General features: G+C 60.7%; 17 protein-coding genes and 1 pseudogene. 7 read left to right on the forward strand and 11 right to left on the reverse strand.

Annotated elements, in window-relative coordinates:
- The first annotated feature begins 64 nt into the window (after positions 1–64).
- Both J1G37_RS16760 and J1G37_RS16765 read left to right on the forward strand, forming a co-directional pair.
- Entirely contained in the window at positions 65–1057 is a 993-nt protein-coding gene (locus J1G37_RS16760; RefSeq protein ID WP_207043568.1) for a hypothetical protein, read from the forward strand.
- Positions 1044–4397 carry an ImcF-related family protein gene (locus J1G37_RS16765; RefSeq protein ID WP_207043509.1) on the forward strand — a complete coding sequence of 1118 codons (3354 nt, stop codon included), beginning with the start codon at positions 1044–1046 and terminating at the stop codon, positions 4395–4397. Before J1G37_RS16760 ends, J1G37_RS16765 begins: the two co-directional genes overlap by 14 nt.
- Before the next feature lie 75 nt (positions 4398–4472).
- On the opposite strand, the gene lpxH is transcribed toward J1G37_RS16765, so the two are convergent.
- On the reverse strand, positions 4473–5222 hold the full coding sequence (gene lpxH / locus J1G37_RS16770; RefSeq protein WP_207043511.1) for a UDP-2,3-diacylglucosamine diphosphatase: 750 nt from the start codon (positions 5220–5222) through the stop codon (positions 4473–4475).
- Between the two features lie 2 nt (positions 5223–5224).
- Positions 5225–5725, reverse strand: a complete 501-nt coding sequence (locus J1G37_RS16775) for a peptidylprolyl isomerase (protein WP_017734190.1) — start codon at positions 5723–5725, stop codon at positions 5225–5227.
- 247 nt (positions 5726–5972) lie between these two features.
- Here J1G37_RS16775 and J1G37_RS16780 point away from each other — a divergent pair, with 247 nt between their 5' ends.
- Both J1G37_RS16780 and cysS read left to right on the forward strand, forming a co-directional pair.
- Entirely contained in the window at positions 5973–7673 is a 1701-nt protein-coding gene (locus J1G37_RS16780; protein WP_207043513.1) for a glutamine--tRNA ligase/YqeY domain fusion protein, read from the forward strand.
- Positions 7674–7688: 15 nt separating this feature from the next.
- Positions 7689–9077, forward strand: coding sequence for a cysteine--tRNA ligase (cysS, locus tag J1G37_RS16785; RefSeq protein WP_207043515.1), 1389 nt, complete (start codon positions 7689–7691; stop codon positions 9075–9077).
- A gap of 63 nt (positions 9078–9140) precedes the next feature.
- Here the strand turns inward: cysS and J1G37_RS16790 are convergent, their stop codons facing one another.
- Together J1G37_RS16790 and J1G37_RS16795 are read right to left on the reverse strand one after the other, a co-directional pair.
- Positions 9141–10523 (reverse strand): hypothetical protein, encoded by a 1383-nt coding sequence (locus tag J1G37_RS16790; protein ID WP_207043517.1) that lies wholly within the window; start codon positions 10521–10523, stop codon positions 9141–9143.
- Between the two features lie 242 nt (positions 10524–10765).
- Complete coding sequence (locus tag J1G37_RS16795; protein ID WP_207043519.1) at positions 10766–11323, reverse strand: dihydrofolate reductase family protein; 558 nt, start codon at positions 11321–11323, stop codon at positions 10766–10768.
- Between the two features lie 101 nt (positions 11324–11424).
- Here J1G37_RS16795 and J1G37_RS16800 point away from each other — a divergent pair, with 101 nt between their 5' ends.
- Entirely contained in the window at positions 11425–11883 is a 459-nt protein-coding gene (locus tag J1G37_RS16800) for an HIT family protein (RefSeq protein WP_207043570.1), read from the forward strand.
- Positions 11884–12009: 126 nt separating this feature from the next.
- On the opposite strand, the gene J1G37_RS16805 is transcribed toward J1G37_RS16800, so the two are convergent.
- The 7 genes from J1G37_RS16805 to J1G37_RS16835 form a co-directional block, all read right to left on the reverse strand.
- Positions 12010–12348 carry a Na+/H+ antiporter subunit G gene (locus J1G37_RS16805; RefSeq protein WP_026136444.1) on the reverse strand — a complete coding sequence of 113 codons (339 nt, stop codon included), beginning with the start codon at positions 12346–12348 and terminating at the stop codon, positions 12010–12012.
- Positions 12345–12623: a K+/H+ antiporter subunit F gene (locus J1G37_RS16810; protein ID WP_105522735.1), complete on the reverse strand. Its 279-nt coding sequence runs from the start codon at positions 12621–12623 to the stop codon at positions 12345–12347. Before J1G37_RS16810 ends, J1G37_RS16805 begins: the two co-directional genes overlap by 4 nt.
- Positions 12620–13108, reverse strand: coding sequence for a Na+/H+ antiporter subunit E (locus tag J1G37_RS16815; protein ID WP_017734184.1), 489 nt, complete (start codon positions 13106–13108; stop codon positions 12620–12622). The genes J1G37_RS16810 and J1G37_RS16815 overlap by 4 nt, the downstream gene beginning before the upstream one ends.
- A complete protein-coding gene (locus J1G37_RS16820) occupies positions 13105–14787 on the reverse strand; it encodes a monovalent cation/H+ antiporter subunit D (RefSeq protein ID WP_017734183.1) in 1683 nt (560 codons plus the stop codon). Before J1G37_RS16820 ends, J1G37_RS16815 begins: the two co-directional genes overlap by 4 nt.
- A complete protein-coding gene (locus J1G37_RS16825) occupies positions 14784–15128 on the reverse strand; it encodes a Na+/H+ antiporter subunit C (RefSeq protein ID WP_003192163.1) in 345 nt (114 codons plus the stop codon). Before J1G37_RS16825 ends, J1G37_RS16820 begins: the two co-directional genes overlap by 4 nt.
- Positions 15128–18049 carry a monovalent cation/H+ antiporter subunit A gene (locus J1G37_RS16830; protein ID WP_207043521.1) on the reverse strand — a complete coding sequence of 974 codons (2922 nt, stop codon included), beginning with the start codon at positions 18047–18049 and terminating at the stop codon, positions 15128–15130. The genes J1G37_RS16825 and J1G37_RS16830 overlap by 1 nt, the downstream gene beginning before the upstream one ends.
- 165 nt (positions 18050–18214) lie before the next feature.
- The gene (locus tag J1G37_RS16835) at positions 18215–19144 is read right to left on the reverse strand and encodes a DMT family transporter (protein ID WP_207043523.1); all 930 of its coding nucleotides are present in this window, start codon (positions 19142–19144) and stop codon (positions 18215–18217) included.
- A gap of 92 nt (positions 19145–19236) precedes the next feature.
- On the opposite strand from J1G37_RS16835, the gene J1G37_RS16840 reads away from it, so the two are divergent.
- Positions 19237–19800: an XRE family transcriptional regulator gene (locus J1G37_RS16840; protein ID WP_207043525.1), complete on the forward strand. Its 564-nt coding sequence runs from the start codon at positions 19237–19239 to the stop codon at positions 19798–19800.
- 154 nt (positions 19801–19954) lie between these two features.
- Positions 19955–20137, forward strand: a pseudogene (locus J1G37_RS16845) (SfnB family sulfur acquisition oxidoreductase); the annotation flags it as partial.
- Positions 20138–20492 lie beyond the last annotated feature (355 nt).

Raw genomic sequence — 20492 nt, forward strand, 5'->3', positions numbered from 1 at the left:
GCTCTGTAGCGTGCAGGTTGCGGCCCTGCTGGCGTTATGGCCCAAAGGGCAGCCTCAGCTTGAACTGTGGTTATGGAGTGCAGTGCTGCCATTGAGTTGGGCGATGGTATTGGCGCTGCGTGTATTGGTTTGGCAGATCGCTCAGTTCCAGACGGATGTGTACCGAGGCATCCGTGATGAAGACCTGCAGCGCTGGTGGCGGCGGCGTGGTTTGGGTTTGCCGGTGCAACAGGTGCTGTTGCTCGGGCCGGCGGGCGACGAGCAGGCGCAGTACCACGGGCTGATGGCCGCCACGCCAGTCCCGAAACCGTCGCTGATACCGGGGGCGACACAGCCTGCACTACGATGTCGATTGTCACTGAGCAATGTCACCGAACGTGGCCCTGCCTTGGCCCGCCACCTTGCCCGGTTGACCCTTGCACTTCCTGAGTTATCTGCGCGCTGGCCAACGCTGCGCGGCGTTGCCTGGGCGGGTGATGCGGGCAGCGACACTGCGTTCACGCAACAGTTGGTCAAGGCCGGTGTGAGGCTGCCCGATACCCGCGTGCCATTGGGCGATCTGGCTGACCTCGACGCGCTGATTGAAGGCTTTTACCCGCTCTGCCAGGAAGCGGCTGATTGGTTCTTGTGTGCCGGCGTAGTGTCTTTGGAACGCGCCGGAGACGGCGACCTGCCAGGCGATGCAGGCTTTCTGTGGGTAGTGGATCGGCAAGCCAGGCAGCTGTTGCATCGAGGTGAGTATCTATTGAGCGAGACGAATGAGTCGCCCGCTGAACTGTGCGCGCAGGTGCAATGTTATGCCGGTCTTGATGGGGCTCCGCCCAGCTGTTTGGCATTGGATAAGATCAGCCAGGTAGCGTTTGCGCAGGGAGGCTGGTGCGCAGCAGAGCACCAACTGAGCACGCAATGGGGCCTGCTGGGGAACCTGGCGCCTTTCATCGGTATGTCGCTGGCGCTGTTGCAGGCGAAGGTGGCAGCTCAGCCCTGCGGCTGGTTGAGTCAGGACGCCGAGGAGCGACTGGCCATTGGAGTGGTGGTACCCCATGGCAATCATTGAAGGTGGACGTAAAGCCTCTTTGGTCGGCGTGGGGTTGGGTTATCTGGTGGTCGTGTGGTTACTGGTCACGCTCGGCTGCTTGTTCTATGCATTGTGCAGCAACTATTTCGCTTGGCCAGCGCTGTCGCTCAAGGCTCTGGTGCTACGGGGCCTGTTCATTGGGTTCGCGCTTTGCTGGTTTTGCCCGCTGATTTTATTGGCTTGGGACCGTGTTGCGCTTGGCTGGGCAACGGGGTTGGTGGCGACGGTGGCTGAACCCAGGGGGGCTTTTCCGAGCCCCGTCGAACCTGAAGAAACCCCCTGGCTGGAGGCGTTACGCAAGTCTCTTCGCACGCAGCACGGGTACTTCTGGCGCAGCAAAGTCCGCGTGTTTTTAGTGTTTGGCGAACCGGATCAGATCAGCGCTATCGCCCCTGGCTTGACGCCACAGAACTGGCTGGAAGGGCAAGGCACGGTGTTGTTATGGGGCGGCAGTGTCGATTCCGGGCTGGACGAGGCAGCCCTTGCACCGTGGCGCGAGTTGAGCCGCTGGTCTGCGCTGGATGCTGTGGTCTGGGCGCTGAGCAGTGAGCAAAGCCTCGATGATGCCGCGATGGGTGAGGGTGTTCGGCATTTTTGCGAACTGTCCCGTGAGCTGCGCTGGCAGATCCCACTGCACCTGTGGCAAGTCTGCGCCAGCCAATGGCCGCAGGCCCAGCGCACGGTCGAGCCGGTTGGCAGTGTGTTGCCGACGAAGCTGACCGTCGTCGCCCTGCAAGCGTGCTTGCAAGGCTTGATCGAGCCCCTGCGTCACGCAGGTCTGGCACAGATGCATGATCAGACTCCCCATGATTTCCTGCTCCGGCTGTCTCGCGATTTGCAGGCCGAAGGTATTACCCGTTGGCGCCAGGCGCTTGCGCCGTTGCTAGGCCAGTCCGCCCGTGGAGTACCTCTGCGTGGTGTGTGGTTCAGCCTGCCGGTGCAGCGTGAGCAGGCGGGCCATTATTGGCCGACGGACCCCGCCTGGAACGGCGTACTGGAGGACAAGCCCGTACGGCGTCGAGTGGGCTGGAGCGCCGTTCGCGTGGGTTACGCCGTGACGATGCTGCTGATGCTGGCCTGGGGAATTGGCTTGTTGCTGTCCTTTCCCAGTAACCGCGCGCAGGTTGCGCAGGCACACGTTTCGCTCGCTGCGCTGCAGCAATCGGCGCAAGGCGACCAGCAATTTCAGGCCCTCAACGAGCTGACCCGCGCACTCGCCCGGCTGGACTACCGCGCCGAACACGGCACGCCGTGGTATCAAGGCTTCGGCTTGAACCAAAACCAAGCCTTGCTTGAAGCCCTTTGGCCGCGTTATGTCGAAGCCAATAACCGATTGATGCGCGACCCGGCGGTCGCGAATTTGCAAAGCCAACTCGACACGCTGATCAGCCTGGCACCGGACAGCCCGGACCGCGCCCGTCACGCCCAGGTTGCCTACGATCAACTCAAGGCTTACCTGATGATGGCCCGCCCGGAAAAAACCGACTCTGTCTTCCTGGCCAAGACCTTGGCCGAGGCTGAGCCGCTGCGTACCGGTGTGTCCCTCGGCATTTGGCAGAGCCTGTCGCCGACGCTCTGGCAGTTCTACAGCGTACAGTTGGCTGCACATCCCGAGTGGCGCATCGCGGCTGACTGGAAGCGGGTCGCTCAGGCCCGGCAGGTCTTGCTCGGCCAGTTGGGGCGCCGCAATGCCGAGGCCAGCCTGTACCAACAGGTACTCGATGGCGCCGCCAACCATTCGCCGGACTTGAGCCTGCACCAGATGGTCGCCGATACCGATGCACTGGCACTGTTTTCCACCGACGCCAGTGTAGCGGGGGTGTTTACCCGTCAAGCCTGGGAGGGCCATGTGCGCCAGGCCATCGACGATATTGCCAGCGCCCGACGCGAGGAAATCGACTGGGTGCTCAGCGACAAGCCCATCGATGTTGACCCCCATCTGACGCCAGAAAAGCTGCGCGAGCGTCTTACCGAGCGCTACTTCCAGGACTATGCCGAAGCGTGGCTGGACTTCCTCAACAGCCTGCGCTGGCAGCAATCCGAACGGATGGCCGATGTCATCGACCAATTGACGTTGATGAGCGATGTGCGCCAGTCGCCATTGATTGCACTGATGAACACCGTGGCCTACCACGCGCATGCAGGTCAGCGCGGCCGGGCACTGGGGGACTCGCTGATCCAGTCGGCACAAAAGTTGATCGGCCAGGACGAGACGCCAGTGATTGACAGATTGACGTATGAGCCGAGCGGCCCGATGGATGCCACTTTCGGCCCGCTGCTTACACTGATGAGCATCGACGGCAGCGGCAATAAGCTCACCCTGCACGCCTTTCTCACCCAAGTCACCCGCGCTCGCCTGAAACTGCAGCAAGTCAGCCATGCCCCGGACCCACAGGCCTTGACCCAGGTCCTGGCACAAACAGTCTTCCAGGGTAAAAACGTCGATCTGACCGATACCCAGTCCTACGGCAGGCTGATCGCTGCCAGCCTTGGTGCGCAGTGGGCCGGGTTCGGTGAGGCGCTGTTCGTGCGTCCAATGGACCAGGCCTGGCAGCGGGTGCTGCAACCTTCAGCGGTGAGTCTTAATCGCCAGTGGCAACGCGCCATCGTGACACCCTGGCACAGCGCGTTTGCCAGCCGCTACCCGTTTGCCGCCACAGGCAGTGACGCCTCGTTGCCGATGTTGGGGCAAATGATCCGTGCCGATTCGGGGCGGATCGAGCAGTTTTTGCAGCATCAACTAAGCGGCGTGTTGCGCAAGGAGGGCAATCGCTGGGTGGTCGATCCGTTGCATAGCCAGGGCCTGCGTTTCAACCCGCAGTTTCTGTCAGCCATCAACCAGCTCAGCAATTTGGCGGACGTGCTCTACACCGACGGTGGCATGGGGCTGAGCTTCGAGCTCCAGGGCAGAGCGGTCAGAGACGTGGTGCAAACCACCTTTGTTCTCAACGGTGAAAAACACCACTACTTCAACCAAAAAGAACGTTGGCAGCGCTTCAGCTGGCCAGGCCGTAGCGATTACCCCGGGGTGAGCCTGAGCTGGACCAGTGTACATGCCGGCGAACGCCTGTTTGGTGATTACCAGGGCACCTGGGGTCTGATTCGTCTGTTGGAAAAAGCCCGCGTCACGCCATTGGACGATGGCGACAGCCTCTATCGCATGGTGCTCAAGGCGCCTGATGGTATCGACCTGACTTGGCGTCTGCGCACTGAACTGGATGCCGGGCCGTTGGCGTTGCTCAAGTTGCGCGGCTTCACGCTGCCTTCACAGATATTTATGGCTGACGAGTCATATGCACAAAACGCTAGTGTGGAATGAAATCCCCTGTGGGAGCTGGCTTGCCCGCTCCCACATTTGGATCTGTGTTCACATTGGATCAGTGGTGTTTGAGGTTCAGGCGCCGGGCAGCGCGAGCTGCGGGTTCACAAAATCAAACGCCGCCAACTGAAACCCTTGCTCATCCACCTGCAACGCCCACCCTTGCTTGTCCCAATCCCCCAGCACAATGCGCTTGGCCGCTTGCTCGCCAATCTGCAACTTGTGAATGGCGGGGCGGTGGGTGTGGCCGTGGACCAGGGTGCGTACGCCAAACTGCTGCATCACCCGCGGCACTTCCTCGGGGGTCACATCGACAATGTCGTTGGCCTTCATGCGCGTCTGCGCACGGCTCTCGCTGCGCAGCTTGCGCGCCAGTTTGTGGCGGGTGCGCAGGGGCAGGTGGCGCAGGATGAACAGCACGAGGGGGTTGCGCAGGATGCGGCGCAGCTTCATATAGCCGACGTCGCGGGTGCAGAGGCTGTCGCCGTGCATCAATAGCACGGGCTCGCCAAACAACTGCACGACACTCGGGTCCTTGAGCAAGGTTGCGCCTGCTGCTTTGCAGAACGCCTTGCCGATGAGGAAATCGCGGTTGCCATGCATGATGAAAATCGGGGTGCCGCTGTCGCTGAGTTCGCGCAGGGCTGCGCCAATCGAACGTTGGAAGGGGGTCATGCCATCGTCGCCAATCCAGGCTTCAAAGAAGTCCCCCAGAATGTACAACGCCTGGGCGCCACGGGCGCGGCCGTGGAGCAGATCCAGAAACGCCCGGGTAATGTCCGGGCGCTCCTCTTCCAGATGCAAGTCTGAAATAAGCAGGATCACCCTTAGATGATCTCGGCTTTCTCGACGATAACGTCTTCTACCGGAACGTCCTGGTGACCGGCTTTACCGGTGGTCTGCACGCCTTTGATCTTGTCCACGACGTCCTGGCCTTCGGTGACTTTACCGAATACCGCGTAACCCCAACCCTGTACGTTCTTGCCGCTGTGGTTGAGGAAGGCGTTGTCGGCCACGTTGATGAAGAACTGCGCGGAGGCCGAATGCGGCTCCATGGTACGGGCCATGGCGACGGTGTACTTGTCGTTGGAAAGGCCGTTGTCCGCTTCGTTCTGGATGCTTGGGCGCTTGTCTTTCTTTTCTTTCATGCCAGGCTCGAAACCGCCGCCCTGGACCATGAAGTTACCGATCACACGGTGGAACACGGTGTTTTCGTAGTGGCCAGCGTTCACGTACTCGATGAAGTTGGCGACGGTGATCGGCGCTTTCTCGGCGTTCAGCTCGATGACGATGTCACCGTGGTTGGTGGTCAGTTTGACTTGAGTCATGGTCGTTTCTCTTTCAAGGAATTCGTAGGTGTGGACGCCTGAGCGCCTTACCGATTTGGCAAAACTTCGGCCAAGGGGCGCAGTTTAGCGTGAGCTGTAGGAATTTCGAGGTGGTTTTTTACCGCCCATGCAATTAATGCAGCAGTTTTTGACCACGCTCTGTCAGTGTCTTGACGGCTTCGGCTATTATGAGCGCTTTGTTTTATCTGGCCTTACCCGGCCACGAACCTGTCTGTTCAAGGATCCTATGAGCAAGCCCACTGTCGACCCTACCTCGAATTCCAAGGCCGGACCTGCCGTCCCGGTCAATTTCCTGCGCCCGATCATCCAGGCGGACCTGGATTCGGGCAAGCACACGCAGATCGTCACCCGCTTTCCGCCAGAGCCCAACGGCTACCTGCACATCGGTCACGCCAAGTCGATCTGTGTGAACTTCGGCCTGGCCCAGGAGTTCGGTGGCGTCACGCACCTGCGTTTCGACGACACCAACCCGGCCAAGGAAGACCAGGAATACATCGACGCCATCGAAAGCGACGTGAAGTGGCTGGGCTTCGAATGGTCCGGTGAAGTGCGCTATGCCTCGCAATACTTCGACCAGTTGCACGACTGGGCCGTCGAGCTGATCAAGGCCGGCAAGGCCTACGTGGACGACCTGAGCCCGGAGCAAGCCAAGGAATACCGTGGCAGCCTGACCGAACCGGGCAAGAACAGCCCGTTCCGCGACCGTTCGGTGGAAGAGAATCTCGACTGGTTCGCCCGCATGCGCGCCGGTGAGTTCGCCGACGGCGCCCGCGTGTTGCGCGCCAAGATCGACATGGCCTCGCCGAACATGAACCTGCGCGACCCGATCATGTACCGCATCCGCCATGCCCATCACCACCAGACCGGTGACAAGTGGTGCATCTACCCGAACTACGACTTTACCCACGGTCAGTCGGACGCCATCGAAGGCATCACCCACTCCATCTGCACCCTGGAGTTCGAAAGCCATCGCCCGCTGTACGAGTGGTTCCTGGAGCACCTGCCGGTGCCGGCGCACCCACGTCAGTACGAGTTCAGCCGCCTGAACCTGAACTACACCATCACCAGCAAGCGCAAGCTCAAGCAGCTGGTGGACGAGAAGCACGTGCATGGCTGGGACGACCCGCGCATGTCCACCCTGTCGGGCTTCCGTCGCCGTGGCTACACCCCGGCGTCGATCCGCAACTTCTGCGACATGGTCGGCACCAACCGTTCCGACGGCGTGGTGGACTTCGGCATGCTCGAATTCAGCATCCGCAACGACCTCGATCACAGCGCCCCGCGCGCCATGTGCGTGCTGCGTCCGTTGAAAGTCGTGATCACCAACTACCCGGAAGACAAGGTCGATCACCTCGAACTGCCGCGTCATCCGCAGAAAGAAGAACTCGGCGTGCGCAAGCTGCCGTTCAGCCGTGAAATCTACATCGACCGCGATGACTTCATGGAAGAGCCGCCAAAAGGCTACAAGCGCCTGGAACCGGCGGGCGAAGTGCGCCTGCGTGGCAGCTACGTGATCCGTGCGGATGAGGCGATCAAGGACGCCGATGGCAACATCGTCGAACTGCGTTGCTCCTACGACCCGGAAACCCTGGGCAAGAACCCGGAAGGCCGCAAGGTCAAAGGCGTGATCCACTGGGTACCGGCCGCCGCCAGCATCGAATGCGAAGTGCGCCTGTACGACCGCCTGTTCCGTTCGCCGAACCCTGAGAAGGCTGAAGACAGCGCCAGTTTCCTCGACAACATCAACCCTGACTCCCTGCAAGTACTTACGGGTTGTCGTGCCGAGCCGTCGTTGGGCGAAGCACAGCCGGAAGACCGTTTCCAGTTCGAGCGCGAAGGTTACTTCTGCGCGGATATCAAGGACTCGAAGCCAGGTAAGCCGGTATTCAACCGTACCGTGACCTTGCGCGATTCGTGGGGCCAGTGATTTAAGGGATTTGTCGTGCTAACGATCTACAACACACTCAGCAAGACCAAAGAAGTCTTCAAGCCGCTCGATGGCAACAAGGTGCGCATGTACGTGTGCGGCATGACCGTGTACGACTACTGCCACATCGGCCACGGCCGCAGCATGGTGGCCTTCGACCTGGTGACCCGCTGGTTGCGTTTCAGCGGCTATGACTTGACGTATGTGCGCAACATCACCGACATCGACGACAAGATCATCAACCGCGCCAACGAAAACGGCGAGTCGTTCGACGCGCTGACCGAGCGCATGATCGCCGCCATGCACGAGGACGAGGCGCGCCTCAACATCCTCAAGCCGGACATGGAACCGCGCGCCACGGACCACATCCCGGGCATGCACGCGATGATCCAGACCCTGATCGACAAGGGTTACGCCTACGCCCCGGGCAATGGCGACGTGTACTACCGCGTCGCCAAGTTCATGGGCTATGGCAAGCTGTCGCGCAAGAAAATCGAAGACCTGCGCATCGGCGCACGTATCGAAGTGGACGAAGCCAAGCAAGACCCACTGGACTTCGTGCTGTGGAAAGGCACCAAGCCCGGCGAGCCGAGCTGGGAGTCGCCATGGGGCGCCGGGCGTCCGGGCTGGCACATCGAATGCTCGGTGATGTCCACCTGCTGCCTGGGCGAGACCTTCGACATTCATGGCGGCGGCAGCGACCTCGAGTTCCCGCACCACGAAAACGAAATCGCCCAAAGCGAAGCCGCCACCGGCAAGACCTACGCCAATGCCTGGATGCACTGCGGCATGATCCGCATCAATGGCGAGAAGATGTCCAAGTCCTTGAACAACTTCTTCACCATTCGCGACGTGCTGGAAAAGTACCATCCTGAGGTTGTGCGTTACCTGCTGGTGTCGAGCCACTACCGCAGCGCCATCAACTACTCGGAAGACAACCTCAAGGACGCCAAGGGCGCCCTGGAGCGGTTCTACCACGCGTTGAAAGGCTTGCCAGTGGTTGCCCCGGCCGGTGGTGAAGCGTTCGTCGAGCGTTTCACCCAAGTGATGAACGACGACTTCGGCACCCCCGAAGCCTGCGCCGTGCTGTTCGAGATGGTGCGCGAGATCAACCGCCTGCGCGAGAGCGATCTCGACGCAGCGGCTGGCCTGGCGGCCCGCTTGAAAGAACTGGCCAGCGTGCTGGGCGTGTTGCAGATGGAAGCCGATGACTTCCTGCAAGCCGGCGCCGAAGGGCGAGTGGATGCGGCTGAAGTGGATGCGCTGATCCAGGCGCGCCTGACGGCACGGGCGAACAAGGACTGGGCGGAATCCGACCGCATCCGCGACCAACTCACCACCATGGGCGTGGTGTTGGAAGATGGCAAGGGTGGGACGACGTGGCGGTTGGCTGATCAGGCTTGATTGGTAAACGCTGAATAAAAAAACGCCCCGACTGGTTCGGGGCGTTTTTTTGGGTGTCTGGGATTAACTGGCAACAAGCAATGTGCGCCCGTCATCGTCGACAATGACCTCGACGGCCAATGTGCCGTACATGTTTTCGGTACTGAGTGTCAGCACACCATCGTTGAGATCAAACCCGGGGGCCGCCGGGTTTAATGGAATGATCATCTGGTCTTTTGTTTGTATGTTTCCCTGAAGCGCCGACAGGTTCTTGATGACGAAATTTCCGTTCTCCAGTAAATAGGCTCCGACCCAGGAGCCCCATAGCGCGTAGGGAACAGCTGCGGATACAAAGTTTCCGGTAGTGACCAGTACAGTGTTCTTGCGTGCTTCGGCTATTTCTTCTTCTTTACTTGGATCTATCGCCATCTCCCACCAATTGGACAGCAGTAGCAATACATGGTTTTTGTCGAGAAAACCTTGGATTACAGGCTCCAGTTGAACGGCGATAACACGGTTCAATTCGGCAATCAGCGCTGTGTTTTCACGCACAATTTCGGCTTCAGGCACCGGTGGGAGGGCTGGCGGATCAATCGTCGAGGACAAGATGTCCATGGGCGATTGGCCAGCTGCAACGTCCGCTCTCCAGTGGTTGTCGCCGACATCAAGAGCGGCCCCTGCAGCCTCTCCGATCCAGTAGGATCCGTTGACATTCTGGAGAAGCCATTGTTGCATCGCGGGTGAAACCGGGTAGCTCAACTCAGCGGCTTTTGCTCGCCGCGCCTCGTTGTCAGCGGGATTGTCGATCAGTGCCGCAGCGTGAATCTGCGCCTGGAAAAACTGGGCGCTGCCTTCAATGACATCGTAATACTTTAGATTTTTCGCTGTTTCCGGGAATTGACTGACATAGAGCCCATGCCAATAGGCGGCTTCAGCCAGATAGGCTTGAGAGGGGGGCGATGCGCAGCGTTGGAGCGCATGGTAGAGCATCGTGCGGTACAGCCATGGATTCGTCGGGACGGGATACTCTTTCGCCAGGAATGTCCTTTGGGGAGGCGTCCAGCGCTGTTCTGAAAACTGGATAAGGTGGAAAATCTCGTGCACTACAAATAGGTAGATTTCTTGCGCATCTGACAGTAACGGGGGGAACCGATCGGGTGGCAGTGGCAGATATAAAGGGACGTCAAAAGCGATAGCCTGCCTGCCTTTCCACCAGACAAAACGCAATGCCCCCCGGCCGCCATCGGCATGAGGATGGGGCGGGGCTGCATCGACGTCTGCACGCGTTACCGGGACAAAATCGGTCACGCTTATTTCATATGCCTGCTGACCTGAAACCAGCAGTAGATAGCGGTCAGACATGTGGGTGTCTACCCAGATTTGGTTACTCACCGGCCAGGCTTTTCGTATCAGGCTGTGAAGTTGCTCGGCAAGCTGATCCAGCTCAATTCTTTGAATATTGGCCATCGCGCAAATCTCGTGGATTAGTGTTTTCGTGCCTGGCTTTCCTTGGCACGGCTTCATCTCATCTAGGTGCCTGAGCAATGTGCGCAAGTGGTTTTTAGGCGTCTGTAGGATATTTCCAGGTATTCATGGGGCTTGAATACGTGAGCAGAATGATGTGCTAGACATCGCGCCGTACATAATCCACCCATTTGCAATAGCCTCCGGCTTTGCCGGTGGAGCGGTTGTGGTCGCCTATGCCCTCATCAGGCAGTCACTGCCTTCGCAATGGCATAGCGGCTCTGCACAAAGCCATTGTCCGACACATCCGTGCCGAGATGGCGAAGTTCATGCTCGCTGCCCACCTGGCTGAACAACGAAATCCCTTCGCCCAGCAACACCGGAATGCGCGTGATGACCAGCTCGTCGATCAGGCCCGCTTGAAGAAACGCCTGGATCGTCTGCCCGCCGTCGATATACAGATGCTGCATGCCGCGCTCGGCCAGTTGTGTGACCAGTGCGCTGACATCCGCCGCCAGTACTTCCACTTTGCCCTGCAAATGCGCGGGGATCTCCAATGGTTGGTGAGACAGCGCAATGACAGGCTTGCCCTCATACGGCCACTCGGGAAAGGACAGGACTTTCTCCAGGGTCTTGCGCCCCATGACCAAAGCATCGACGCTGGCGATGAAGCTTTCATACGTCACGCCGTTCAGCACCGGGGTTTCGTATTGCGGGCGGTGTAGCCACTCGATATCGCCGTCGGGCCGTGCGATGAAACCGTCAACACTGGCTGCGATAAACACGGAACACTTGATGGTCATGGTCGGGTGGAACTCCTTTTCCTATTGGTTTGACGTGCGCCGAATCCTGGCTTTAGATGCTCTCCACGAGCAAACCCACGACTCAAATGGCAGCGATTAAAATGGATTGTATCTTCTGCAGCATTGTCCGCAAAACCGCCCCGGCCCATATCCTGTGGGAAGACGACCAGCATATGGCCTTCCTTTCGATTTTCCCCAACACCCCGGGTTTCAGCGTGGTAATCCCCAAGCAGCATTACGGCAGTTATGCGTTTGCGCAGTCGGATGAAGTGTTGGCTGATCTTATCGTGGCGACCAAGAAGACTGCGCTGCTGATCGACCGGGCGTTTCCCGATGTGGCGCGTACGGGGATGATGCTGGAGGGGTATGGCGTGGATCATCTGCATGCGAAGTTGTTTCCCATGCATGGCACGGGCTCGGACAGTGCGTTCAAGCCGCTGAGTTCGAAGGTGGACAAGTTTTTCGACGCGTATGAAGGTTATATCTCGTCCCATGATCATGGGCGGGCGGATGATGCCGAACTTTCTGAGCTAGCGGCGCGAATCCGGTCTTTCGTCTAGCACAAAGCCAAATGTGGGAGCGGGCTTGCTCGCGAATGCGGTGTGTCAGTCAAAGATATATTCACTGATCCACCGCCTTCGCGAGCAAGCCCGCTCCCACATGTTTAACCGAGTTTTCCTGAGGGATCAGCGGCGGCTGCTGACTTCGGCCGGCACATCATCACCGGCCATGCGCTTGCGGAACAGCGCCGTACGCGCCAACAACAACGTCGTTACCGGCACCGTGATCGACAACAGAATCGGGATCAACCACCCGTGCAACACCGGCCCGGACTTGAGCACCGAAAAATACACAATCGACGCCAACGCCACACACCAAGCCCCCAGCGTCGAGGCCAGCGCCGGTGGGTGCATGCGCTGGAAGAAGTCCTTCATGCGCAGCAAGCCAATCGCGCCAATCAAGGCAAACACGCTGCTCAGCACCAGCAGCACCGCGACGATCACTTCCACCCATAACGGCATCATTCAATCACCTCGCCACGCAGCAGGAATTTGGCCAGGGCAAACGAGCCCACAAAGCCGAACAGCGCGATCAGCAGCGCCGCTTCAAAGTAGGTGTCACTGGCATACCGGATGCCCAGCACCAACATCATCAGCATCGCCAGCATGTACAGGTAGTCCAGCGCCAGTACCCGGTCCTGGGCCGAGGGGCCTTTGAACAGGCGCACCAGGGTCAGCACCATGGCCAGGGAGAACAGGAACAGGCTGAACAGGATCGCATTGGAGAGCAGGGCGCTCATTCGAAGATCTCCATCAGGGGCCGCTCGTAGGTGGTCTTGAAGTGCTCGATAAACTGCGCTTCATCGTCCAGGTCGAACACGTGCAGCAGCAGGATGCTGCGGTCCAGTGCCAGTTCCGACCAGATGGTGCCGGGCACCACGGTGGTGATCATCGACAGCGCGGCGAGGCCGTTGGCGTCACGCAGGTCCAGGGGGATCTTGATAAAGCGCGAGCGCGGTGGACGTGAGCCACAGGTCAGCACGCCCCAGGCCACTTGCAGGTTGGACACGATCACATCGCGGCCCACCACAAAGAACAGGCGGATGATCACCCCGGGGCGGCGGATGCGGATCGGCAGCGGCCGCAGCGGCGCCATCAGCAGCGGCGCGAGAAAGCCTAGCAGCGCGCCCAGCAGCAGGTTGCCGGGGCTCACGGACAGGTTCAGCACCAGCCACAACAGCCACAGCGCCAGGGACAGCCACGGGGCAGGGAACAGACGCTTCATGGCTGCACCTCCAGCGCGGCGGCCTTGGCTTCCGGGCTCGGCACTGGCCGCGTGGCCATCACCGCCATCACGTAGTGCTCCGGGTTGTTCAGGCTCACGGCGGTGGCTTCGGTGTAGCGCATCAGCGGCTCGGCCTTGAAGGTCAGCAGGATGCTCAGGCCAAGCAGGAAGAAGATCGGCACGCACTCGTAGCGGCGCAACAGCGGCGACGGGCGTTCTTCCGGGGTCCAGAAGCGTTGAATGCCCAAGCGTGCAAAGGCGATCAAGGAGACCAGGCCCGACAGGATCAGCAGCGTGACCAGGCCCCAGGCCGCCGGACGGATCGGCTCATCGATGCTGACGCCAAGCCCCAGCGGATTGATCAGCGCGCTCAACAAGCTCAGCTTGCCGATAAACCCGGACAGCGGCGGCATGCCGATAATCAGCAGCGCGCAGGCAATAAAGCTCAGGCCGAGGAAGGCCATGGTCCACGGGATCACCTGGCCAACCACGGCTTTCTGCTCGTCGTCGAGGTTGACGCCGGGCTGCGGGTGCAGCGATTCCATGGCACGTGGCAGCGCATCGATCTCTTCGTCCAGCGGCAGGTCGTTGGCCGAACGTGAGCGTTCGATCAACTCGGCCAGCAGGAACAGCGCGCTCAACGCCAGCGTCGAGCTGACCAGATAAAACAACGCGCCCGCCGTCAGGCTCGGCTGGGCAAAACCGATGGCCGACAGCAAGATCCCCGCCGACACCAAAATGCTCAAGCTCGCCATGCGTTCCAGGCGCTGCGCCGCCACCATCGCCAGCGCGGCGCAGATGATGGTCGCCATGCCGCCGTACACCAGCCAGTCGCCGCCAAACAACGCCGACGCACCGGCCTGGCCGGAGAACAGCAACGTCCACAGGCGCAGCACCGTGTACACGCCGACCTTGGTCATGATCGCAAACATCGCCGCCACCGGCGCACTCGCCGAGGAGTAGGCGGGGGCCAGCCAGAAGTTCAGCGGCCACATGCCGGCCTTGGCCAGGAACGCCGTGGCGAGGATCGCCGCGCCCGCGTGCAGCAGGCCACGGTCGGCCTCTGGCACCAGCGGGATTTTCAGCGCCAGGTCCGCGAAGTTCAGCGTGCCGGTGACGCCGTAGATCATCGCCGCGCCAATCAGGAACAGCGACGACGCCAGCAGGTTGATCGCGATGTAATGCAGCCCCGCAGACACCCGCGCGCGGCCCGAGCCGTGCAGCATCAAACCGTAGGACGCGGCCAGCAGCACCTCGAAGAACACGAACAGGTTGAACAGGTCGGCGGTGAGGAAGGCGCCATACAGGCCCATCATCTGCACCTGGAACAGCGCGTGGAAACTGGTGCCCGCACGGTCCCAACGGGCCATGGCGAACACCAGCGCGCTCACGCCGATAATGCCGGTGAGCACCAGCATCAGCGCCGACAGTTGGTCCACCACCAGCACAATGCCGAACGGCACCTGCCAGTTGCCCGGCAGGTACACGCCAATCGAGCCGGGGCCGCCTTTTTGCGTCCAGTACAGCAGCAGGATCGCAATGCCCAGGCCGAGCACGCTGGAGAACAGGTTGATCTTGGCTTTGAGGGGCCGGCGTTTTTCGCCGAGCATCAGCATCAGCGCGGCGGTCAGCAGCGGCAGCAGGATCGGTGCGATGATCAGTTGGTTCACCCAATTCATTCCTTGGGCTCCCGGCCGTCAACGTGGTCGGTGCCGGTCAGGCCCCGGGAGGCGAGCAGCACCACCAGGAACAACGCGGTCATGGCAAAGCTGATCACGATGGCCGTGAGCACCAGGGCCTGGGGCAGGGGGTCGGTGTAGTTGAGCAGGTCTTGCGGCACGCCGTCCTTGATGATTGGCTCCTTGCCGATAAACAGGCTGCCCATGCTGAAAATGAACAGGTTGACCCCATACGACAACAGGCACAGGCCCATCACCACCTGGAATGTCCGCGGTCGCAGGATCAGCCACACGCCGGAGGCTGCTAGCACTCCGATGGCAATTGCGATGACTTCTTCCATCAGGCCGCTCCTTCCGTTGCGGCAACCACTTTGGCCTGGTTGCTCGGTTTATGGGCACGCACCGATTGGTGGCCGAGGGCAGTGAGCATCAGCAGCGTCGAACCGACCACCATGGCGTACACGCCAACGTCGAAGAACAGCGCGCTGGCCACATGGATATCGCCCAGCACCGGCAGGCTGAAATGCCAGGTGTGGGTGGTCAGGAACGGGTAGCCGACAAACAGCGCACCCAGCCCGGTGAGGGTTGCCGAGAGCAGGCCGAAGCCCATCCAGCGCATCGGCCGCAGGCTCATCTGCGCCTCGACCCACTGCGTACCTGCGACCATGTATTGCAGGATAAAGGCGACAGACATCACCAGCCCGGCGACAAACCCGCCGCCCGGTTGGTTGTGGCCGCGCATGAACAGGTAGAACGACACCACCAGCGCAATCGGCAGCAGCAGGCGCACCAGCACGGCGGGCACCATCATGAAGCCCAATGCGGTATCGCTGGCCTGGCGCGGGTTGACCAGGTCGGTGGCCACGTCCGGCGCCAGTTGGCGCTGCTGCGCGGGCAGTTGCATGCTCTCTTTCGAGGGGCGGAAACGCCGCAGCAGGGCGTATACCGTCAGCGCCACGGCGCCGAGCACGGTGATTTCGCCGAGGGTGTCGAAGCCACGGAAGTCCACCAGCATCACGTTCACCACATTGCTGCCGCCGCCTTCGGGCAGGGCGCGGCTGAGGTAGAACGAGGAGATGTCGTTGGGCGTCTGGCGCGTCAGCATCGCGTAGGACAGCAACGCCATGCCGCCGCCGACAACGGTGGACAGCAGGAAGTCGCGCAGGCGGCGAATGCGTGCCTTGCGCAAGGAACTTGGCAGTGGCGAGACTTCTTCGATCCGCCGTGGCAACCAGCGCAGGCCCAGCAGGATCAGTACGGTGGTGACCACTTCTACAACCAACTGGGTCAACGCCAGGTCCGGCGCCGAGAACCATACGAAGGTGATGCAGGTCATCAGGCCGCACACGCTGACCATGGTCAGGGCCGCCAGTCGGTGGTACTTGGCCTGCCAGGCGGCGCCGAGGGCGCAGGCAATCGCCAGCAGCCACAGGGTCACAAAGACGATGGAGCCCGGGATCTTCGGCCGGTCGCCCCAGCTGAGGCTGCTGTGCAGCATCGGGATCAAGCCGGCGATGACCGCCGCCAGCACCAGCAGGAACAGCTGGGTTTGCAGGCGTTTGGTGCTGATGAGCTTCTCGATCTTGCGCGTGCCACGCATCAACACCACCAGGCAGCGCTCGAAGCCGCGCTTGCCGTTGAAGTAGCTGATCACGGGCGGGTACTTGAAGCGCCCGCGCTTGAGTTGCTTGCGCAGCAGCAGATAGAGGATCACGCCACCGGTCATGGCCACCAGGCTCATGATCATCGGCGCGTTCCAGCCGTGCCAGATCGCCAGGCTGTATTCCGGTAACACGCCGCCCACTACCGGCAAGGCGGCAGCGGCGAGGATCGAACCGACCATCTGCGCAGGGAAGATCCCCACCAGCAGGCAGGTGAACACCAGCAACTCCACCGGTGCGCGCATCCAGCGCGGTGGCTCGTGGGGCGTGTGCGGCAGGTTGGTGGCGGTGGGGCCGAAGAACACATCCACCGTGAAGCGCAGCGCATAGGCCACGCTGAACGTACCGGCGATGGTGGCGATGACCGGCAAGGTGATTTCCACCCATTTGGTCGCCGAGATAAACACGGTTTCGGCGAAGAACATCTCTTTGGACAGGAAACCGTTCAGCAGCGGCACTCCGGCCATGGACGCACTGGCGACCATCGCCAGGGTCGCGGTAAACGGGATCAGGCGCACCAGGCCACTGAGTTTGCGAATGTCGCGGGTGCCGCTTTCGTGGTCGATGATGCCCGCCGCCATGAACAGCGACGCCTTGAACGTGGCGTGGTTGAGGATATGAAACACCGCCGCGACCGCGGCCAGCGGGCTGTTGAGGCCCAGCAGCAAGGTGATCAGCCCGAGGTGGCTGATGGTGGAATAGGCCAGCAGGCCCTTGAGGTCGTTCTGGAACATGGCGCAGTAAGCGCCGAGGAGGAGGGTGATCGCGCCGGCACCGCCGACGATATAGAACCATTCTTCGCTGCCGGACAGCGACGGCCACAGGCGGGCCAGCAGGAACACGCCGGCCTTCACCATCGTTGCCGAATGCAGGTACGCCGAGACCGGCGTCGGTGCCGCCATGGCGTGGGGCAGCCAGAAGTGGAACGGGAACTGCGCGCTTTTGCTCAGGGCGCCGATCAGGATCAGGGCGAGCATGATCGGGTACAGCGCGTGGGCGCGGATCTGCTCGCCCGCCGCCAGCACGCGGTCGAGGTCGTAGCTGCCGACGATATGCCCCAGCAGCATCACGCCCGCCAGCAGGCACAAGCCGCCCGCGCCGGTGACCATCAACGCCATGTACGCGCCGCGTCGCGCATCGGCGCGGTGGTGCCAGTAGCCGATCAGCAGGAACGAGAACAGGCTGGTCAGTTCCCAGAAGAACACGATCTGGATCAGGTTGCCGGAGATCACCAGGCCGAGCATCGCGCCCATGAACGCCAGGAAAAACGCAAAGAAGCGTGGCACCGGATCATCCGGCGACATGTAGTAACGCGCATACAAAGACACCAGCGTGCCGATGCCCAGCACCAGCATCGAGAACAGCCAGGCAAACCCGTCCATGCGCAACACGAAGTTCAAGCCCAGGCTGGGCAACCACATGAATTCTTCGCGGATCACGCCACCGTGGGCGATCTGGGGGTAGAGCAGGGCGACTTGAATGGTGCCGACCAGGGCCACAAGGCCGGCCAACAGGGATTCGGTGTTACGTGCGTTATGCGGCAGCAAAGCCGCCAGACAGCTGCCGATAAAAGGCAGAAGCAGTAGAACTATCAGGGACATAGGCTTCTAATCTGCGGGAGTTTGGGATGCATCATACGTGCCGCTTTCTCGATCACCAAACGGCAAGATGTGGCAGGATCCTACAAGGTAAGCCGAAAACGCCCATTTAGCATTGTTTACAGACACTACCTTCAAGCCCGCTCCCACACTTGACCGAGTCGGGACTTACCCCTGTCGTTCCTGCTCGAGCTCATCTTCCAACGCCAACGCCTTCTGCCCCTTGGTCTTCATCTCACTGACAATCACCGCCGCCACAATCAACGCCGCCCCCAGCATCGCAATCGGCGGGAAACGCTCCCCGGCAATCCGCCCCACCACCCCAGCCCACACCGGCTCGCCGGCATAGATCAACGTCGCCCGCGTCGGCGAAACGCTTTGCTGCGCCCAGTTCATCGCGACCTGGATCACCGCGCTAGTCAAGCCCAAGCCCACCGCGCTGAACAGCAACAGCCAAGAGAACCCCGGCAATGCTTCGCCCATCGGCACCACCATCATGAACGACAGCACCGACGCCGTAGCCAGCTGCACCACGGTGACCCGGCGCACATCCACTTGCCCGGCATAGGCGCCGATCAAGATGATTTCGGCCGCTATGGCGATCGCACCAATCAGGGTGGCAATTTCACCTGGACTGAAGTTCAAGGACGCCCCCGCCGGCCCCGTCAGCAACATCAACCCGGCAAACGCGAGCATGATGCCAATGCTCGGCATCAATCCCGGACGGCGCCCCAGCACCAGCCATTGCAGCAGCGGCACGAAGGGCACATACAGCGCCGTGATAAACGCCGACTGGCTGCTCAAGATCGTCTGCAAGCCAATGGTCTGCAAACCGTAGCCAAACATGATCGCCACACCGATAAACACCCCGGCCTTGAACTCGAACAGCGTCAGGTCGCGCAGGGTACGCAGGGAAAAGAAGCCGACCACAATCGCCGCCGCGGCAAAACGCAGGCCCACGAAAAACATCGGCCCGCTGACGGTCATGGCGTGCTGCACCAGCAAAAAGGTGCCGCCCCAGATCATGGTGATCACCACCAGGATGCATTCGGCTTTGCTGAAACGGTTGAAACGCGAGGGGGATTTGGCGGCAGTCATGGCGGCTCGGTCTTGCAAGGGAAAGGCACGGACCGCACAATGCGCCGCACGCTGGGCAGTATACTGCGCACACCCACCCATTGAGCAATATAGTGCACAAAGAAAATCCGCAACGGGCCTCGGTCCTGCAGCACGTCAGCCAGAACGTCCGTCGCCTGCGCCATGCCGCCGACCTGAGCCAGACCGCGCTCTCGGAAAAGTCCGGGGTCAGCCGGCGCATGCTGGTGGCCATCGAAGCGGGGGAGAAGAATGTCAGTCTGTCCACCCTCGACCGTGTGGCCGAAGCCTTGGACGTGGCGTTCAGCGACCTGATCCAGGCGCCGGATGTACGTGACCATAGCCGCATCAACGAGCTGGCCTGGGCCGGTGAGATCGACGGCAGCAAGGCGGTATTGCTGGCCAAGGCCACGGCACGGCGGGAAGTGGAGCTGTGGGAGTGGCGCCTGGAGCCCGGCGACCGTTATTGCCCGGACCCAGACTTGGAAGGTTGGAGCGAGCAGCTATTTGTCTTTGAAGGTTGTCTGACCCTGGTGTTGGCGGATGAAAACAAGACCATCTGCGCTGGCGAATTTTTCATGTTTGCCAGCCATCAGCCTCACGTCTATCGCAATGACAGTGATGTGGCCGTACGCTTTATACGTAATGTGGTGATCTAACTGTTCGCCACGCAACCGTGGATGCACACTTTGCTGGTTTAACACGCTGTCCATCAATCGATTTAATCGGCAACCCGCTGATTTTGTTGACGATTAAATTCAGGCGCGGGCCCTGCAATCACTCCTGTATCCCCTCGGCGCCTGGAGTCGGCCCATGTCTGCCCACCCTTTACACCCTGCCCATATCATCCGCTCGGACGCGGAGGCTAGCGACGTCGCCACGCGCCAGGCAGCCCGGTTTGCCGTCAAGGCTAGTGAGTGCGGCCGTGAGCGTCGCCTGCCCGTTGGCGAACTCGACGAATTTTCGGCGAGCAGCTTGTGGGGCATCACCATTCCTGCCACACGCCTATCGCAATGATGGGGATGTCGCCGTAAAGTTTGTATGGAATGTCGTTATTTAGTTTGTCAACTGCCAAAGTTGATGGCGTGCGTTGGAGATGTGTGAACAAGCGGTTGTTGCGTCAATGCATTGGTTTTCGCAATGAATAACACACACACTTTATATGAGGCTCTCTTGGTGGGTGTCACTGTTGAGGCAGCGTGCTGCAGAATGGAAAAGGCAAGGTCGGGGAACAGCGCTCCAACACGTAGTTGATGAGTTCCCATTTTTGCTTCTGCTGGGATTGTGCAGTTGATCCTTTAATTCAGGGGGCGCACGGGTATGACACCTTGAGGAGCGGAAAAGCTTTCAA

The sequence above is a fragment of the Pseudomonas sp. Marseille-Q1929 genome, assembly GCF_017316265.1.
Taxonomy (GTDB): Bacteria; Pseudomonadota; Gammaproteobacteria; order Pseudomonadales; family Pseudomonadaceae; genus Aquipseudomonas.

Excerpts from the sequence above, each read along its gene's own strand:
- J1G37_RS16765 (WP_207043509.1), top strand. The coding sequence starts at position 1,044 with ATGGCAATCATTGAAGGTGGACGTAAAGCCTCTTTGGTCGGCGTGGGG.
- J1G37_RS16775 (WP_017734190.1), bottom strand. The coding sequence starts at position 5,725 with ATGACTCAAGTCAAACTGACCACCAACCACGGTGACATCGTCATCGAG.
- J1G37_RS16780 (WP_207043513.1), top strand. The coding sequence starts at position 5,973 with ATGAGCAAGCCCACTGTCGACCCTACCTCGAATTCCAAGGCCGGACCT.
- J1G37_RS16790 (WP_207043517.1), bottom strand. The coding sequence starts at position 10,523 with ATGGCCAATATTCAAAGAATTGAGCTGGATCAGCTTGCCGAGCAACTT.
- J1G37_RS16795 (WP_207043519.1), bottom strand. The coding sequence starts at position 11,323 with ATGACCATCAAGTGTTCCGTGTTTATCGCAGCCAGTGTTGACGGTTTC.
- J1G37_RS16800 (WP_207043570.1), top strand. The coding sequence starts at position 11,425 with ATGGATTGTATCTTCTGCAGCATTGTCCGCAAAACCGCCCCGGCCCAT.
- J1G37_RS16805 (WP_026136444.1), bottom strand. The coding sequence starts at position 12,348 with ATGATGCCGTTATGGGTGGAAGTGATCGTCGCGGTGCTGCTGGTGCTG.
- J1G37_RS16810 (WP_105522735.1), bottom strand. The coding sequence starts at position 12,623 with ATGAGCGCCCTGCTCTCCAATGCGATCCTGTTCAGCCTGTTCCTGTTC.
- J1G37_RS16815 (WP_017734184.1), bottom strand. The coding sequence starts at position 13,108 with ATGAAGCGTCTGTTCCCTGCCCCGTGGCTGTCCCTGGCGCTGTGGCTG.
- J1G37_RS16820 (WP_017734183.1), bottom strand. The coding sequence starts at position 14,787 with ATGAATTGGGTGAACCAACTGATCATCGCACCGATCCTGCTGCCGCTG.
- J1G37_RS16825 (WP_003192163.1), bottom strand. The coding sequence starts at position 15,128 with ATGGAAGAAGTCATCGCAATTGCCATCGGAGTGCTAGCAGCCTCCGGC.
- J1G37_RS16830 (WP_207043521.1), bottom strand. The coding sequence starts at position 18,049 with ATGTCCCTGATAGTTCTACTGCTTCTGCCTTTTATCGGCAGCTGTCTG.
- J1G37_RS16835 (WP_207043523.1), bottom strand. The coding sequence starts at position 19,144 with ATGACTGCCGCCAAATCCCCCTCGCGTTTCAACCGTTTCAGCAAAGCC.